Origin of the sequence: Aequorivita antarctica, from assembly GCF_007997155.1 — a bacterium.
GTDB lineage: Bacteria > Bacteroidota > Bacteroidia > Flavobacteriales > Flavobacteriaceae > Aequorivita > Aequorivita antarctica.
On record NZ_VORT01000014.1, the window covers coordinates 31,674 to 45,319 of the forward strand.

The window sequence follows — 13,646 nt, forward strand, 5'->3', positions numbered from 1 at the left end:
AAAATGAAAGGATTAAGAAAAGGGCGGTGCTATAAAATTTCAATTTAAACAATATTTTTATTTATTTCTAACGGCTTCAACCATTGCGGGTGTAACTTCTTTTTTGGAGTTTCCCCAACTGTTATAAACGTAAGTTAGTACGTTTGATACTTCTTCATCACTAAGCGCCTGGGCGGTCATTACACTGTTGTATTTTTTGCCGTTTACAGTTATTTCACCAGTTTTTCCGTGTAATACAATATCAATAGCACGGTCAACATCTGCATTTAAATAGTCTGATTTTGCCAAGGGCGGGAAAGCCCCTTCAATTCCTTGACCGGTTGCTTGGTGACAGGCAACACAAGTAGCCATATATTTGTCTTTTCCGAATTTCATTTTTTCTTCAAAACTCAATGCTTTAACTTCTTCTTTTGGAGTTTTCTTTGTACCGTTAGGCATAGACTGAATTGCACCACCTTCAGGAAGGTAGATACCATCGCGAATTTCGCCAGAATAAATTCGCTTATCCTTTTCACCCTCTACTTTTAACATCGCCAAAGCACCTTTATTGAAAGCCCTAAAAATTGAGTGGTCTACCAAAATAAAAGTTCCAGGAACATCCACTCTGAATTCTACTATTGCGGCACCTCCAGCAGGTATCAGTGTAGTTTGCACATTTTCATTGATCAAACTTCCACCTTCTACATGAACCTTGTCGAATATCTCTCCAATAACGTGAAATGAAGAAACCAAGTTAGGCCCACCATTTCCTACAAAGAGGCGTATTTTTTCTCCAACTTTTGCGGTAATAGCATTGTCGCCAGTCATCGCTCCAACGCTTCCGTTAAAGACCACATAATCTGCATTTTCGTCTATGGCTTTCTGCATATCGAACGCTTGTAAGCCACGCTCGCCATATTTACCTTCGGTATAAAAATCACCTTGCATAATGTAGTATTCTTTGTCAACGGGTGATAAACCACCTTCTGGCTCAACCAAAATTAGACCATACATTCCGTTAGCAATATGCATCCCTACTGGTGCTGTAGCACAATGGTAAACATACAATCCTGGATTAAGCACTTTGAAAGAAAATACTTTTTCGTGACCGGGAGCTACAAAAGAAGATTCTGCTCCACCGCCGGGACCGTTCACTGCGTGAAGGTCAATGTTGTGTGGAAGTTTGTTGTCTGGGTGGTTTTTAAGGTGGAACTCAACCTCGTCACCCACACGAGTGCGGATAAAACTTCCGGGAACGGTTCCGCCAAAAGTCCAATAAACATATTTTACACCACTGGTCATTTCGCCCTCACGTTCTTGAATTTCAAGATCAACGATCAGTTTTTTTGCCATACGTTTTCCAACGGGAGTTGGAACGTTAGGTGGAGAAGTAAGCTCTGCAATCATTTCTTGGTTCACGGGAATATCTACCGTGTCATTGTATTTTTTGTCTGACTGGTCATTAATACAGCCAGAAAGAAACGCTACTGTGCCCAAGCCCAGCAGCAATTTGATTCCAAAAATTCTTTTTACATTTAATGTCATTGGTTGGTTTTTTTATAAGTTGACTTTATTTATTGGTTAATTTTTTCAAGGTCTTGTTTTTGCCAAGTGAAAAGAACTGGATCAATGGTCAGCATGACCCAAGCCCAGTTGTTGGCATTTCCGTCAAAATTGTTTTTTATGATTTCAATCCCTTCTCGTGCAAAAAATTGCGAATACCCTGCTTGGACATTCACATATTCACTCAATGTATGCGAAGTTACTAAATCCAATTCAAACCCCAAGTTTTTCGATGTTTCGTCAGCTATTTTTGCCGCGGAAAAAAATTGATGAAGGGCCAAATTAATGTTCGATTTTTTGTTGAAGGAATATTTTACGTTTCCGTAAAAATCAACCAAACCAACATTGTTAATATGATTGCCAACATAGAAATAGTCCATAAACCCATTGAACTTATGGTTGGTGCCATAAAGCGGGTTGAAAGCTTTATTTTTTTTATTATCTGGTGCTCCATAATCATTTCCGCTTTGCAATTCACCACCTAAACCAAGGTTGAGGTTTTCCATTACAGAATAATTGGCTTCCAAAGAAAGCAGGTAGGCACTTAAATCATTATTGGAAACATCTTTTCCAAGTTGATAATAAAGGTTTGATGAAAAATTGAATTTATTCACTTTTGTTTTTAAATGTACTCCAGCGGTTTGACTGTAACGAGTATCATTATTGGCTTCGTCCGTTTCATCAATGTATTGCAGGCCATTGTTTAAAAACAAAAAACTTGCCGATAGTTTTTCCCAATCCTTTTGAAGCCAAACATATTGAAGGCTTTTATAGGTATTGGTTTTAAGAATGTTTCCTGTTAAGGCTTCTTTATCTTGATTGTATGCTGCACCAAAGTGCAACTTCATATAATTGGGTTCAAATTTAAAGATGGCTGCATCATGGCTCCTAGCTTGTTGTGCCCAGCCTACATTTCCGAAGAAACGCTGGTCATCATAAATAATTTCCTGACGGCCTATTTTTAAGAATAACTCTGGAACTAATAAAATTTCTGCCCAAGCCTGGTGTAATGAAAATCCATTTTCATCTGCTACATTTAGTTGTGGCACATCGCCCCAAACTCTTATATCTTGTGAGCTTAAATAGAAATGAAGTTTTTCCGTTTTATATCCAAAATTTAGCCTTGTACGTTGCGAAACAAAAGTTGCGGGATCTACATTGTCTGGATAAAGTGTTTTATAGCCATGACGAAACTCAAAACGAGGGCGTAACTCTGCATCTATTGTAAATTGTGAATAGGCATTTGTTATTCCAAAAAATAGTGCTACTAATAGAATACTTTTAATAAAACTCATAACAGCTGTTGACTTTAATTCTGACACAAATGTCCGATTTGTATTTAAAGCAAAATATGACGGTTGTCAATATTTAAAAATTAGTAGATTTTTAAATCAATTAGCTAAACTGTCATCGAGAAAAGTTGGGTGTTTGGCTGGTTGCGTTTTAAAAGGACATCAAAGGCCATGCAAATATTGCGAACGAAGGGGCGTCCTTTTTCTGTAATTTGAAGTTTTGTAGCGCCAATTTTAACTAAACCGTCATCTTCCATTTCTTTCAGTTTAAGAAGCGCATCGGGCAATTCTTTAAATTGAAGCGATTGGTCTTCCCAAGAAGTTTCCAAACGGCACATCATATTTAAAATGTGTTTGCGAATAATTAGATCTTCCTCATTGAGCATATGACCGCGATAAACGGGAAGAATACCCTGTTCTACCAAATCTTGGTATTCTTCAACATTTTTTACGTTCTGGCCAAAGCTGTACCAACTGTCACCAATGGCAGAAACGCCAAGACCCAGCATCAATTGGGTTTTGCTTTCGGTATAACCCATAAAATTGCGATGCAGCTTTTTGTCTTCCACAGCTTTAAACAGACTATCGGTTTTAAGGGCGAAATGATCCATCCCGATTTCTATATAACCGGCTTCTTCCAACATCCGTTTTCCGGTTTCGTACATTTCGCGTTTTTCCGCAGCACTGGGTAAATCTTCATCTTTAAAACCGCGTTGGCCATTTCCTTTTATCCACGGCACGTGTGCGTAGCTATAAAATGCGATTCGGTCCGGCATCAATTCCTTCGTTTTTTCAATGGAATAAATTACGTGTTCCTTTTTCTGAAATGGTAATCCAAAAATAATATCGTGGCCTACGGAAGTGTAGCCAATTTCACGTGCGGTTTCCGTTACGCGTTTCACGTTCACAAACGGCTGAAGCCTATGGATTGCAATCTGAACCGTTGGGTTGTAGTCCTGAACGCCGTAGCTTACTCGCGTAAAACCACAATCAAAAAGTGTTTGTAGATGCTCACCCTTAGTGTTGTTTGGATGCCCTTCAAAGCTGAAAGAAGGATTTTCGGCCATCTTGGCATCGTGAAAAATTCCTTTTAACAGCAATCGTAAGTTTTCAGCTGAAAAAAAAGTGGGTGTGCCTCCGCCGAGGTGCAATTCTTTTATAATGGGTCGCTCCGGCAATATTTCTGTATAAAGCCGCCACTCTTTTAAAACAGATTCCAAATAGGGTGTTTCAAAGCTATGATTTTTGGTTATACGTTTGTTACAACCACAAAAAGTGCAGAGACTTTCGCAAAACGGAAGGTGAATGTAAAGGCTTATTCCTTCACTGGAATTGCTTTCCGAAAAACTTTGGACGATGTTTTTCTTCCATTCGCTCAACGAAAAATCTGCATTGTTCCAATAAGGAACTGTGGGATAACTAGTATATCGTGGACCAGGAACGTTGTATTTTGAAACTAGACTATTTTGCATGGCTTTTTGAATTCTGGTTCAAAATTACTTTTGCTAATGAAACTATGAAATGATAAATGTCAGTTGAACTACCGGCAATTTTTTTAGTGAGTAGTACGAAGTAACAGTTACAACCAGTAATTAAATATAGAATCCTTTATTTGTAAATGGGGTGAGGGGTAGCCTTTGGAGTAGCAGACCAATCGTTTAGAGATATTCTCGAATGCTAATTTTTGAAAATTTTGACGCTGGATTATAAGTATTGTGCTATTGTGGATAAATGACCATTTTACTTAAATTGGGAAAATGTCTTTCCAACTTAGCTGGAAGGCGGTCCAAATATCCAAAATGGGAGACATACCCTCTTCGCGCGGAGATCATTACTATAAAATCCGTATCGTTAATCTGATTGGAAAGAATGAAAAAATCTTCCCAATCCTTAAACTGCTGAAATTGCAAATTCAAGGTTACTTTATTTTCTTCGGCAAATTTCAAAATGGCTGTATGGGTCGCATCGACACAATGGAGACTAATAGGAATGGATAATTCCAGGGATAACCTGGATATCTTGTTCAACCAAATGGCAAAACCTTCCTCAAATTCAGCATTGGGCGGGACAATCATAAATAACCTTTTGTGGTTTACCAAAGGCATTTCAAAATCGCATATTAAAAGAGTTCTATCAGTACTTTCCAGGATACTTTCCATTTTATCACCGATTAGTTTATCTAAAAATCCGGTCTTTTGAGGCCATCCCAATAAAATAAGATCAGCCATTATTTCCTTAGCGGTTCGCGATATACCAGTGGCGGCGTTATGATCAATAGTGGCTAAAATATTTGCTTGTGTATCTGAAGCTGCTGTTTCATTTATAAATCTTTCCAAACCCTGGTTTGCCTTGAGGATTGTTTTTTCTGCTTCATCCGTATTGGGAACCACAGTTAAGATGGACAGTGGGTTTTTGGACTTCCTTTCTTTAACCAAAACTGCAAATTCCAATATCTTTTCAATATTTATCATATTTGCAATAGGGATTAGAATTTGCTCTTTATTTACAGTAGAATTTAAGAGAACTTGCTCTTCCCCATCAGATTCTTGTATAATCATTTTGGCAGCACTTTCCGTTGCAAAGGAAGCGACAATACAAGTAACCAAGATGAGAACTACTGTTCCATTTAATATATTACTATCGAGAATCCCCGCTTTATATCCCACTAAAATTACTGCTAAAGTAGCTGCAGCATGCGCACTGCTTAAACCAAAAATCAATTTTCGTTGTCCTTTTGAGAATCCAAAGAACAATTGCGTAAAGAAAGCGGCAGTCCATTTTCCAAAAATGGCAACAACCGTTAGCGTTCCAGCAATTATAAGTGCCATTGGTCCGCTCAAAATAACACTAATGTCAACGATCATTCCCACGCTTATTAAGAAAAAAGGAATAAATAAGGAATTGCCAATATATTCAATTCGGTTCATCAGGGCAGAGGAGTGGGGAATAAGCTTGTTGAGTGCTAATCCAGACACAAACGCTCCAATTATGGGTTCTAAGCCCGCAATCTCTGCTAAAAACGCTGAAAAGAAAACCACGGAAAGCACAAAAATATAGTGTGAATACTTTTCACTTTCCAATGTTCTGAAAAACCACTTTGCAATTCTGGGAATAACAAGAAACATAAAAGCTGAAAATAATATAAGTGAGATCACTAAACGTATCCAAAACTCTTGGGTAAGCCCATTATTATGAGACCCCAGAATCACTGCCAACAGAATAAGTACTGCTGTATCTGTTAAAATTGTACCTCCAACAGTGACAGCAACAGCAATATTTTTTGACACTCCCAGCTTGCTCACTATTGGATAGGTTACCAATGTGTGGGTTGCAAACATACTTGAGGTAAGGAAACTCGCATTAAAATCAAAATCTAAGAGATAGTAGCAGACAGGAAAGCCAATCGAGAGGGGAATGGAAAATGTGAGAAGTCCGAAAATTAAACTTTTGTTTTTGGTAGCTTTAAACTCGTTCAAATCCAATTCCAGTCCTGCAATAAACATGATGTATAAAAGTCCTATAGTCGAAAAAACATCCACAAAAAGACTTTTTTCCAAAATGTTCAGACCCGCGGGACCAATAATAATTCCCGATACAATTAACCCTATAATTCCAGGAATTCTAATTCTGTTCAATAATATGGGAGCCAATAAAATGATGAACAATACCAGTGAGAAAATTAATACTGGATTATGTAGGGGTAACTGAAACTGTTCTCCGAGTTTACTGAGCATGACTTCCATTGCTTACAAGTGTGAAAGGAATAAACAAAAACATTTTTTTTGTAAACTTCAGCTTCTTTCAAAACAGAATTTATCAACCACGAATATACATCTGTTATTGCATATAAAAGTTAATGTTAACAATTGTCATAACTAAAAAATCATTGCATTCTGACTTCTTCACCAAATTTTGTTTTAGGATTGGTATTCAATGCCAATTTCTAAAATGCTATGCGCAGTTTGTATTGGTATTAATAGCCCATTTATCTCAGTCTCTTTAATAAAAAACTTAAATTTGCTCTTTCAATTGTCACCTAAAAATCTTCTGAAAAGTAGCGGTAACCAATTGGGGGGGATTATTAAAAACAATTGGTTTCTCTTATCATTATTGCGCTTACCTGGGATAGTTCATTTATCCTATCTTGTGGGTAATTTATTTGATTTGTGAAAAGAGGAAAGACATCAAACCAATTCCAAGATAATTATAGCTTGAATTGAGATAGAAATAGTAAAGATTTTTTAAAGCTTATGATAGAAATTTTCGAGACATATAAATCAGATATTATTTATGCGTTAATAGTTGTTTGCTCCGTATTTGCATTGCAATTTCTTACCAATTTGCTCCACAAATGGTTGCTGAAACAAGAGAAAAAAAAATACCCCAATGAAAATCCAAAAGCCGTAAATTGGGTAAAGCGAATCCTTAATGCACTTTGGCTCGTTTTAGGCTTGATACTACTAAGTTTTCTTTTTGTAAATGAAGAAAAATACGCCGCGCTCCAACACAACTTTAAATTGATTCTCTATTTGGGAATTGTGGCCATTGCAACCATAGTTGGTGCTGCTTCCACAAATATTTGGTTCCGAATGAGTATTATTAGAAAAATTCAAAATCTGGAAGATCCCACAAGCTTTAAATTTTTACGGTACGTGGCTATCATTGGAATATATATTACAGGTATTCTTTTTGCGCTTTTGGCGTTTCCCTCTTTAAAAGGGGTAGCACAGACCGCCCTTGGCGGGGCTGGGGTCATTGCGCTTATTGCTGGGGTGGCCTCACAGGAAGCATTGGCAAACTTAGTGGGCGGGGTGTTTATCATTTCCTTCAAGCCTTTCAGGATTGGCGATATAATAAGAATAACAGACTCAATGGTTGGCACCGTTGTAGATATTACCCTTCGTCACACCGTAATCCGCAATTATGATAATAAAATGATCATCATTCCCAACGCTATTATCAACAAGGAGAAACTGATCAATTACGACCTGGGCGAAATGAAAATCTGTGAACGTATAGAAATAGGAATTTCTTATGACAGTAATATTGATTTGGCAAAAAAAATAATGCAAGAGGAATGTGAAAAACATCCTTACATTATGGACAACCGCTCGGCCACCGATATTTTAGATGCAAAGCCAGTGGTTCGGACAGCGCTTATTTCTTTAAATGAATCCTCGATAACTATTCGTGCATGGGCTTGGGCCCGCAATTATACCGAATCCTTCGATATGCGCTGCGACCTTCTGGAAAGCATCAAAAAACGCTTTGACAATGAAGGAATTGAGATTCCCTTTCCATACCGCACTATCGTGATGAAAAAGGAAAAAGAAAGCGAGGAGAGACAAAATGATGAAAAGGAAACCATAAAAAAAGAAACTAATAAATGAAGAAGGAGCTTGCCAACAAAAATGAAACACTAGTAAAAGTACTGTTCATAATTTGTATGGTACTTTGCATTTTGGGCTATGTTAGTAGCCCTGTGGCTTTGGTTGGCGGATTTCTTTTTACATATTTTTTAGGACATCCATTCCTAACGCTTAACAGTAAAGCGGTAAATTGGCTTTTGAAAATAGCAGTAGTCGGGTTGGGTTTTGGTATGAATTTAAAAGAAACTTTGGCAGCGGGAAAAGATGGATTTATCTTGACTATATTTTCAATTTCTGCAACCTTGATTCTCGGTTATTTTTTGGGGAAACTTTTAAAGATGGATCGCAAGGGTAGCCACCTTATCAGTTCTGGAACGGCTATTTGTGGTGGAAGTGCCATTGCAGCCGTAGCGCCAGTTATAAATGCTTCGGAAAAAGACATATCAATCTCTTTGGGTGTAATATTTCTGTTGAATTCCATCGCCCTTATCGTTTTTCCGCCTTTGGGTCATCTTTTTGGGTTGAGCCAACACGAGTTTGGGCTTTGGTGTGCAATCGCTATTCACGACACTAGTTCAGTGGTTGGTGCCGCCTATACTTTTGGGGAAGAAGCTTTAAAAGTTGCAACTACGGTCAAGTTGGCGAGAGCACTTTGGATAATTCCGCTATCAATATTATCGGTATTTCTTTTTAAAGGAAAAGGGAAAAGCGTTAAAATACCTTATTTCATCTTCCTTTTTATTTTGGCAATTATTATGAACAGCTATCTTGCCATTCCTGCCGTTATTACTGGAAGCATCACCAATATTTCAAAATCATTATTGGTGCTTACCTTATTTTTGATTGGCGCTGGACTTTCTATCGATAAAATAAAGTCAGCAGGCTGGAAACCAATGATTCTTGGGGTTTCCCTTTGGGTTTTTATTTCTATAAGCTCAATTTTGGTTATAATTTCGCTGTAAAAAATGTCATTATTATTATAAAAAAAGACACCAGAATTGATGTCTTTTATAAGTCGGGATGACAAGATTTGAACTTGCTTAGGGTTCGCCATACGCCATTGCACTTATGGCTACGCCAAAGAACAATACCGCCCAAAAAAAAGAAGACACCGAGAAAGATGTCTTCTTTAAAAAAGTCGGGATGACAAGATTTGAACTTGCGACCCCACGCCCCCCAGACGTGTACGCTACCAGGCTGCGCTACATCCCGAATGATGCTTTAAATTAACACTTTTAAATTAAGTGCAATTACCTGTTTATTATCAGAATCTTCGTGTGGTGCAGTTTACACTGAGCCTGTCGAAGTGCTACATCCCGAATTCTGAAAATGGAAAGGCAAAAATAACCAAATTATAAAGTTAGGCAAGTTGCTTTTGTAATAAATACTCAATTATTTTGTGAGGTTTTCAATTCAAAAAAGTATTAATACTTCTTTAAGGGCAAAGCTTTATTTGATTGTTTAATTTTGAGTAAACTTCAAAAGTAATGGCAATAAATAAACCCTTCGAAAAAGAATATGATTTAATCTGTGTTGGCGGTGGAATTATGAGCGCCACCTTGGCATTGATGCTGAAACTAATAGATAAGAACCTCAAAATTCTCATTCTCGAAAGGCTAGATAGGGTGGCTTTGGAAAGCTCTGCAGCTTGGAACAATGCCGGCACTGGACATTCCGCTTTTTGTGAATTGAATTATACGCATGAAAATGAAAATGGCTCTATTGACGTTTCAAAAGCAATTCAAGTTTGTTCACAGTTTGAAAAATCGAAACAGTTTTGGTCTTTTTTAGTAAATAATAACTTTATAGAAAACCCTAAAAATTTTATACACCCCGTGCCGCATCATAGTTGGGTTGAAGGCGAAAATAACATAGCGTTTCTGAAGAAACGAGTTACCGAAATGCGGAAATATGCACTATTTGAAGAAATACAATTTTCAGAAGATTTCAACGAAATGGAAAAGTGGTTTCCGATAATGATGACAGGAAGAAACAGCTCCGAAAAAATTGCCGCAACACGTATGGAGTTGGGAACGGAAGTGAATTACGGTGAGCTTACGCGTACTTTTTTCAGAATTTTGGAAGATCAATTCAATACTCCTGTTTATACTTCACACGAAGTTGAAGATGTAGATCCTACAAAAGGGAAAGACTGGTTGATAAAAATAAAAAACCTTCAAACTAATAAAAAAATACATTGTGATGCCGAACACGTTTTTATTGGCGCCGGTGGCGGCGCATTGCCTTTGCTCCAAAAAGTTGAAATTGAAGAAAAAGAGGGTTACGGTGGTTTTCCAGTAAGTGGGGAATGGCTTATCTGTAACAACCCAATCGTAATTAAAAAACATCACGCCAAAGTTTACGGCAAAGCCGAAGTGGGAGCTCCACCAATGTCGATGCCGCATTTGGATACGCGCTATATTGATGGAAAACAAGAGCTGTTATTTGGGCCTTTTGCTGGATTTAGCACTAAATTTTTAAAGGAGGGATCATTTTTTGATCTTTTCAAAAGCATCAAATGGGATAACATTCCGTCTATTTGGGGTGTTTTTTGGCATAATATTCCACTCACAAAATATCTTCTAGAACAAGTGAGCATGGATCATGAGGACAGGATGGAGGAACTTCGGAAGTTTGTGAAGGATGCAAAGAGTTCTGAATGGGACTTAAAGATAGCAGGACAACGTGTACAAATTATAAAACGCGATGAAGAGGAAGGTGGTACACTTGAATTTGGAACCGAAGTAGTGCACAGTAAAGACGGTAGGATTACCGCGCTTTTGGGAGCTTCACCTGGCGCTTCAGTGGCTGTTGACATTATGATTAATCTACTGCATTTTGCCTATCCAGAAAAAGCAAAGTCCCAAGAATGGCAACAAAAGCTTTCTGAAATGATACCCTTTTGGAACAAAACGATTCAAAATAATGAAGAAGAATTCAAAAACCTTCGCTATGAATGTTCGGAAACGCTCCAAATATACCTTCCGAAGAAAAGTGATAAGGGCGTCTAATGGCTATATAACAATTCTTCATAACTTTTAGCGGCACATTCCTTCTAAAGTTGTTATTTTTACCATTCGAAAAAAATATTGAAGCAATACATCATGAGCGAAACTATTGAAAGAATAAAATGCCTTATCATTGGCTCTGGGCCAGCAGGATATACTGCAGCCATTTACGCGGCACGTGCCGATTTAAAGCCTGTTATGTACACAGGAATGGAACCTGGCGGACAGTTAACAACGACGACTGAGGTTGATAACTTTCCCGGGTATCCCGAAGGAATTGACGGCCCAACAATGATGATTCAACTGCAGCAACAAGCTGAACGTTTTGGAACCCAAGTTAGAATTGGAATGGTAACTAATGTTGAATTCAGTAATCAAGTTGGCGGAATCCATAAAATTACCGTAGACAATTCAACTCAAATTGAAGCCGAAACCGTTATTATTTCAACTGGGGCTACTGCAAAGTATTTAGGCTTGCCAAGTGAGCAGAAATTGCGTGGGGGTGGAGTTTCTGCCTGTGCGGTTTGCGATGGATTTTTCTATAAAAATCAAGATGTAGCAATCGTTGGGGCTGGGGATACTGCTGCTGAAGAAGCTACTTATTTGGCTAACATTTGCAGAAAAGTAACAATGCTTGTGCGTAAAGACTTTATGAAAGCGTCAAAAGCGATGCAACACCGAGTGAACAATACCAAAAATTTAGAAGTTCGCTACAATACTGAAGTCGATGAGGTTTTAGGTGATACAGTTGTGGAAGGTTTACGAATGATCAATAATGAAACTGGCGAAAAAGAAGAGATAGAAATTACAGGTCTTTTCATCGCAATCGGCCACAAGCCGAATACTGACATCTTTAAAGGTCAGTTGGAGATGGACGACACTGGTTATTTGATTACCAAAGGAAAATCTACCAAAACCAATAAACCTGGCGTATTTGCCAGTGGCGATGTGCAGGACAAAGAATACCGCCAAGCGGTGACTGCAGCTGGAACTGGTTGTATGGCAGCTTTGGATGCGGAGCGTTACCTAGCTACTATTGAAACAGAAGTTACTGCGTAAATAACCCTCTCTAAATATGAAATAAAAAGCCGCTTTTGAAGCGGCTTTTTATTTTTCTAGAAATTATCGATTTACAATTTCGTAAATGTCAAGAGTTTAACATCGCCATTTCCGCCACTTACATCTGAGAGTTCGATTTTGGAATTGCTCACGGAAACAATATCCCAGTCGTCATTAATTTCATCAAAAGGAGTTGTCTCACTAAATAGCAGCACCAATTTTTCAGCGCTATTGGAAGAATTGTCATATGCCCAGGTTCCACTTTCGGTAAAAAGATCATTTGTTGCTGCGACAGTTCCATCTTCACTAAAATTAAAAATAAAACTTTCAAAATCTGTAGTATGGTCTGATTGACCATCAATTAATTTACTAACCATCCATTCACCTTGTGGCAGGGTGGTTTTAATTGGTTCAAATTCGTTTGTATTTACATTGCCAGAGTCATCATTAGAACTGCAGGATGCAAATACAATTATTGCTAATAATATCAGTATTCTTTTCATAATTTCTTTTGTTTTTCTCAAAGATGTAGTATTAACGAAGAAATCCTCTTAAAATTATTATAAATGAACAAAGGCCTAACAGAGTTTTATGAAACTGTTAAGCCTTTTTGGCAATTCGGGATTTATAAAATAAAGTATTGTCGATAGCTTTACATTTTGTTCACATTGCCCGAATGGCTTTCATTGCTGTTTACCGAAATAGGATTTCCGTAATAATTTATATTACCACCACTGCTAACGTGAGTTTCTAGTTTCTCTTGTACGTTTATGGTTACTTCTGCGCCGCTGGAAGCTTCAGCATTGCAATTGATTACTAAAAGTTCTTTTGCATCCAATTCACTTCCGCTGGAGGAATCTGCATTTAAAGAAGAAGCTTTTCCTGAAATTTTTAAATCTGCACCACTACTAGTTTTTGCTATTAATTCCTGTGCAAAAACTTCCACATCCAAATCTGCACCGCTACTGCTTTTAAGGGTCAAATTTTGGCTTTTTATTACAGAATTCCCAGTTACATCAGCCCCACTGCTAGCTTCAATAGTATTGATCTCTTTAAAAGTAACATATACTTTTTTTGCTTTGGAATGCCCAATATTTTCGGAAGTTGTAATGTGGAGTTTTCCATCTTCAATATCAGTTTCAATGTATTGAAGCAAGTTTTCATCAGCTTCTACTACAATTTTATTTTCGTCACCTTGAGTTAGATAAACATCTAGTCCGGCACTGCCACGCACTTCGGTAAAATCTGCGTTTACCTCGCGTTCTTCAGTCACTACTTTTCCGTTTCCGTTTTCACCAGTATTAATATTAAGGTTGCAAGCGCTTAGAACAAGGGCCGCGCCTAAAGCGATAATAAAGCTTGTTGTTTTCATATCT

10 protein-coding genes and 1 tRNA gene are annotated in these 13,646 nt (G+C 37.7%); 4 read left to right on the forward strand and 7 right to left on the reverse strand.

The window, feature by feature from the left end:
• Window positions 1–57: 57 nt before the first annotated feature.
• The 4 genes from nirK to ESU54_RS15630 all read right to left on the reverse strand — a co-directional run bounded on the left by nirK (window position 58) and on the right by ESU54_RS15630 (window position 6,577).
• Window positions 58–1,524, reverse strand: a complete 1,467-nt coding sequence (gene nirK / locus ESU54_RS15615) for a copper-containing nitrite reductase (RefSeq protein WP_111845384.1) — start codon at window positions 1,522–1,524, stop codon at window positions 58–60.
• A gap of 29 nt (window positions 1,525–1,553) precedes the next feature.
• Entirely contained in the window at window positions 1,554–2,864 is a 1,311-nt protein-coding gene (locus ESU54_RS15620; protein ID WP_249041334.1) for an alginate export family protein, read from the reverse strand.
• Between the two features lie 77 nt (window positions 2,865–2,941).
• Window positions 2,942–4,306: an oxygen-independent coproporphyrinogen III oxidase gene (hemN, locus tag ESU54_RS15625; protein WP_111845385.1), complete on the reverse strand. Its 1,365-nt coding sequence runs from the start codon at window positions 4,304–4,306 to the stop codon at window positions 2,942–2,944.
• A gap of 246 nt (window positions 4,307–4,552) precedes the next feature.
• On the reverse strand, window positions 4,553–6,577 hold the full coding sequence (locus ESU54_RS15630) for a cation:proton antiporter (protein WP_111845386.1): 2,025 nt from the start codon (window positions 6,575–6,577) through the stop codon (window positions 4,553–4,555).
• 507 nt (window positions 6,578–7,084) lie between these two features.
• Between ESU54_RS15630 and ESU54_RS15635 the strand changes: the two genes are divergently transcribed.
• A complete protein-coding gene (locus ESU54_RS15635) occupies window positions 7,085–8,224 on the forward strand; it encodes a mechanosensitive ion channel family protein (protein ID WP_111845387.1) in 1,140 nt (379 codons plus the stop codon).
• Entirely contained in the window at window positions 8,221–9,165 is a 945-nt protein-coding gene (locus tag ESU54_RS15640) for a YeiH family protein (RefSeq protein ID WP_111845388.1), read from the forward strand. Before ESU54_RS15635 ends, ESU54_RS15640 begins: the two co-directional genes overlap by 4 nt.
• Window positions 9,166–9,341: 176 nt before the next feature.
• On the opposite strand, the gene ESU54_RS15645 is transcribed toward ESU54_RS15640, so the two are convergent.
• A tRNA-Pro gene (locus ESU54_RS15645) sits at window positions 9,342–9,415 on the reverse strand.
• Window positions 9,416–9,690: 275 nt separating this feature from the next.
• Here ESU54_RS15645 and mqo point away from each other — a divergent pair.
• A complete protein-coding gene (mqo, locus tag ESU54_RS15650) occupies window positions 9,691–11,214 on the forward strand; it encodes a malate dehydrogenase (quinone) (protein WP_111845389.1) in 1,524 nt (507 codons plus the stop codon).
• A gap of 93 nt (window positions 11,215–11,307) precedes the next feature.
• Window positions 11,308–12,270 (forward strand): thioredoxin-disulfide reductase, encoded by a 963-nt coding sequence (gene trxB, locus ESU54_RS15655; protein ID WP_111845390.1) that lies wholly within the window; start codon window positions 11,308–11,310, stop codon window positions 12,268–12,270.
• A gap of 71 nt (window positions 12,271–12,341) precedes the next feature.
• Here the strand turns inward: trxB and ESU54_RS15660 are convergent, their stop codons facing one another.
• Window positions 12,342–12,773 carry a hypothetical protein gene (locus tag ESU54_RS15660; protein ID WP_111845391.1) on the reverse strand — a complete coding sequence of 144 codons (432 nt, stop codon included), beginning with the start codon at window positions 12,771–12,773 and terminating at the stop codon, window positions 12,342–12,344.
• A 149-nt stretch (window positions 12,774–12,922) separates the two neighbouring features.
• A complete protein-coding gene (locus ESU54_RS15665) occupies window positions 12,923–13,642 on the reverse strand; it encodes a head GIN domain-containing protein (protein ID WP_111845392.1) in 720 nt (239 codons plus the stop codon).
• Window positions 13,643–13,646 lie beyond the last annotated feature (4 nt).

Bases quoted from the DNA above. Each gene is read 5' to 3' on its own strand.
- nirK (WP_111845384.1), bottom strand. From the start codon at position 1,524: ATGACATTAAATGTAAAAAGAATTTTTGGAATCAAATTGCTGCTGGGC.
- hemN (WP_111845385.1), bottom strand. From the start codon at position 4,306: ATGCAAAATAGTCTAGTTTCAAAATACAACGTTCCTGGTCCACGATAT.
- ESU54_RS15630 (WP_111845386.1), bottom strand. From the start codon at position 6,577: ATGGAAGTCATGCTCAGTAAACTCGGAGAACAGTTTCAGTTACCCCTA.
- ESU54_RS15635 (WP_111845387.1), top strand. From the start codon at position 7,085: ATGATAGAAATTTTCGAGACATATAAATCAGATATTATTTATGCGTTA.
- ESU54_RS15640 (WP_111845388.1), top strand. From the start codon at position 8,221: ATGAAGAAGGAGCTTGCCAACAAAAATGAAACACTAGTAAAAGTACTG.
- mqo (WP_111845389.1), top strand. From the start codon at position 9,691: ATGGCAATAAATAAACCCTTCGAAAAAGAATATGATTTAATCTGTGTT.
- trxB (WP_111845390.1), top strand. From the start codon at position 11,308: ATGAGCGAAACTATTGAAAGAATAAAATGCCTTATCATTGGCTCTGGG.
- ESU54_RS15660 (WP_111845391.1), bottom strand. From the start codon at position 12,773: ATGAAAAGAATACTGATATTATTAGCAATAATTGTATTTGCATCCTGC.
- ESU54_RS15665 (WP_111845392.1), bottom strand. From the start codon at position 13,642: ATGAAAACAACAAGCTTTATTATCGCTTTAGGCGCGGCCCTTGTTCTA.